The sequence below is a fragment of the Microvirga massiliensis genome, from assembly GCF_001006805.1.
GTDB classification, from domain to species: domain Bacteria; phylum Pseudomonadota; class Alphaproteobacteria; order Rhizobiales; family Beijerinckiaceae; genus Microvirga; species Microvirga massiliensis.
Genome location: NZ_LN811367.1, coordinates 35,140 through 38,201, shown reverse-complemented (window position 1 = coordinate 38,201; position 3,062 = coordinate 35,140). Strand labels below are relative to the sequence as shown.

Sequence of the window (3,062 nt, the reverse complement as noted above, 5' to 3'; positions counted from 1 at the left end):
GACGACCTCGCCGACCCGCACGGCTTCGCGCAGCCGGTCCAGACCAGATCGGTTCGGCGTCGCGCCGCTCTGGTCTTAAGTTTAGGTCCGGCTGGGCCTCGGCCCTGTGGGACCGGCTTGCGAACGTTGATGGCGGGAGGCTGCTGAGGCTCGTATGGGTTTGACGGTGCGTGGTCGATCTGCCAAGCCTCAATGATCTGCCGTGCCTCTCGCCGGCGACCACGCTTCGCTATGGCCGCGTGCTCGCGACTCGAAGCAATACCGCGTCGCGGACATTGAGTACAGTCCGGCGCTGAAAGCGGTATCGAAGCGAGCCTTAAGGAAGGCTCTCAAAGGATAGGCTTCGCAGTGTATGCGGAAACCATCCACACCGCTCCTGCGCCATCTACAATAGGAACCCGTCCGGCCCCTTCTTTTTGTCCGTCAGTGTTTCGAGCGTGGTCTTCGCGGTTTCGCTGCGGATGTCCGACGCTTTGCTCTCTCCACCCGTCGGGCCATCTCCCTTTGGATTGGAATCTGGCTCCTCGCGGCCTGCTGCATCGGCATGGCTTGTTTGCGAGATTGTTTGATCGGGTGTGCGCAGAAACTTCCGCCGATCGAGGCCTGCATAGTCAATCAAAAGGCCGATAATTGTCTTCGCCTCCGGGGCCAGGCCCGCGAGGTTCGGAGCCGCCCGGGCGAAGGCCGCAGCCTCCAACTGGATCGCCGCCTCGATCAATTCCCGGCCGGCTGCCGGTCTGGAAAAGAAGTCGATGAACGGGCCAATGGGCAAGTTCTCGACGGCGCGCTGGAAGCCCGAGCGAATGGTCGCCGCCGCAGCCCCGGTCTTGTCGAGATAATCCGTTGCGACCCGCTCTGCAAATCCCAGATAGCGGCTCGCGGCTCCATCGGCCGCGTTCCCAAAGACGAGCCCCTCACGGAAGTAGGCGCGGCGGCTTTCTGGGTCGCCAAATGCCGTGGACCTTCCGACATAGTCGGCTGCGATCGCTACCAGTGATGCACACAGCAGGACCGCACGCGCGACCGCAGCCGGCACGCGTTCATGATCGTGACTATGCACAAGCAGCTTGGCGGCCTCGTCGATCCAGATATTCAGCGCGGTGAAGCTCAAGCCGAGCCCAATCTCGACCAAGTTGCTTTCCATCCGCGCGGCAAGCGTCTCGCTACCCTCCAGTTTGACCGACCGCCACATCTTTTCTAAGTCTTCCGAAGCGAGCCGGTCGCTCGCGTCGGAATAACGCGCCATGACCGCCTTGAAGACCTGCGACGAGAGGAGCTTCAGCCCCATTCTCTTGGCGAAAGGCGCGAGATCCTCCTTGGATGCTGTCGTCGCGACGATGGCTTCGTCGGCACCCACCGCCGCCTGCAGCCCCTTAAGCCAGATCAGGCGCTCGTAGCCCTTGGCCCGCTTCTTGTTCTTGATGTCGACGATCGCGATGTGCCGCGCATGGACGCTCGCACGCGTGTAGACCCATAGATCGATGTCGGTGACATGATCCTTTCCGGCTCGCACCTTGATGCCCCGAACGACGAAAGCGCCGAGCTGCTGGAAATAGAGACGGAGGGCTTCCTCGGCCGCCCCGCCCTTGTCCATGTCTGCGTCGGGCTGCTTCGTCATCACCGGCTTTTCCTCAAGCTATCTAAGGCAAGCGACGCGGAGCGCTTGGTTTCGGGTACGTCCTTGAGCCGCTCCGCCATGCGCGCGCCCTCCGGGCCGATGAACTGGCCGGCCTGCGAGCCGATGATCGCCCGCGCGGCTGCCTCAGAGGCATCCCCTCGCAGAATGAGATCCTGCGCCATGGTTCCGATTTCGGGCTTCTGCAGCGTGAGCCGGAATCCGTCGGATGAGGACGACACGGTCACGACGCCACGACGTTCGAGCGCGTGGTAATCCTCCTTGATCGCGCGCGCCCACCCCTCAACGTAGCCGCGGTTGATGAGGACGTTCATGAGCACGGCCGGATCTTGAATTTTGCCTCGTTGCTTGCTGCTCTTGAGGATCCCGTAGGTCAAACTGCTAGCGAGCGCCTTCGCGTCATCATGCATGTCTGCGAGACCGCCAGGAACATACTTGATAAGCGCGGACGGTCGCGTGACGAAGCGGGTGCTGCCGTTTTCATTAGTAACTTGGCTGACCTGATAATAGCCGATTTGGTGGAGCTTGCTCCACAGCGCCGTGCCTAGAATGGCAACGATCGTGTCTTCGGGCAGACAGCCGGTTACAGCAAGGCGTGCATCGGCCTCGAGCAGATTCTGCCTCTCCGTCGCATTCAACCCGTTGAGAATGATCTGCGATTTCTTGGCGTCATCGCGCTTGAAGAGCGAGCCATTGAACAGCAGCGTCTTGTCCCGCAAAGCTTCGTGATCCACGAAACCAATCTGCTTGGACAGCAGAGTCAGATCCGCAGTTTCGGCCTTCGATAGCTTATGCTCGTCGGACAGGCGCTCAGCAGTGGACGCCTCTTCGACCGGGGACTGGCTTGCCAACTCGGAGAGCTCAAGCGCCGCGCGCTCCAAGCCGGTCGGCTCCTGCTCTTCGAAGACGGTCGCCGCGTGCTTGAACAGGTTGTTCTGGCTCACACCGAGAACCGCGACTCCGCCTGAACTCTGATCGATGACGCCCACCTTCGCCAACTCGGACAAGAGGCCGGCGACTTCATGCTTACGGATGCCATTCGCCTGCGCGAGCGTCTGCACCCGGGCAAGCGGCACGCTCCATTGCTCTTCCTTCGAGATTTACGACAGCAAGCGAGCGGCGCGACCAGCCGTAGTGATGCTCTCAAACTCGGTGGATTTCACCGCAGAGAGTTTCTGGTCGTGATGCATTAGCCAGGCGCCGGTTACTTGAACCGGTATCGACATAGCCCCCCCAAAACAGGTTCACTGGAACAACTGCGACAAAACAGAGACGACCCCTACAGGCTGAATGAGCTTTCGTCACTCGAATACGTTCGAATTGCGCGACCATCGGATCTTGCGCCAGCGGCGGACGGCACGACGCAATGCGTGATTTCCTACAATTGCCGGTGTGACGGCGCTCACGCCCCCATCGAATGAGGCAC

Annotated in this window: 2 protein-coding genes; both read right to left on the bottom strand. The window is 61.0% G+C overall.

The window, feature by feature from the left end; translation table 11 throughout:
- Window positions 1-385: 385 nt before the first annotated feature.
- Window positions 386-1,618: a hypothetical protein gene (locus BN1233_RS36930; protein ID WP_046868659.1), complete on the bottom strand. Its 1,233-nt coding sequence runs from the start codon at window positions 1,616-1,618 to the stop codon at window positions 386-388.
- Window positions 1,618-2,712, bottom strand: coding sequence for a hypothetical protein (locus tag BN1233_RS36925; RefSeq protein ID WP_046868658.1), 1,095 nt, complete (start codon window positions 2,710-2,712; stop codon window positions 1,618-1,620). Before BN1233_RS36925 ends, BN1233_RS36930 begins: the two co-directional genes overlap by 1 nt.
- Window positions 2,713-3,062 lie beyond the last annotated feature (350 nt).

Excerpts from the sequence above, each read along its gene's own strand:
- BN1233_RS36930 (WP_046868659.1), bottom strand. The coding sequence starts at position 1,618 with ATGACGAAGCAGCCCGACGCAGACATGGACAAGGGCGGGGCGGCCGAG.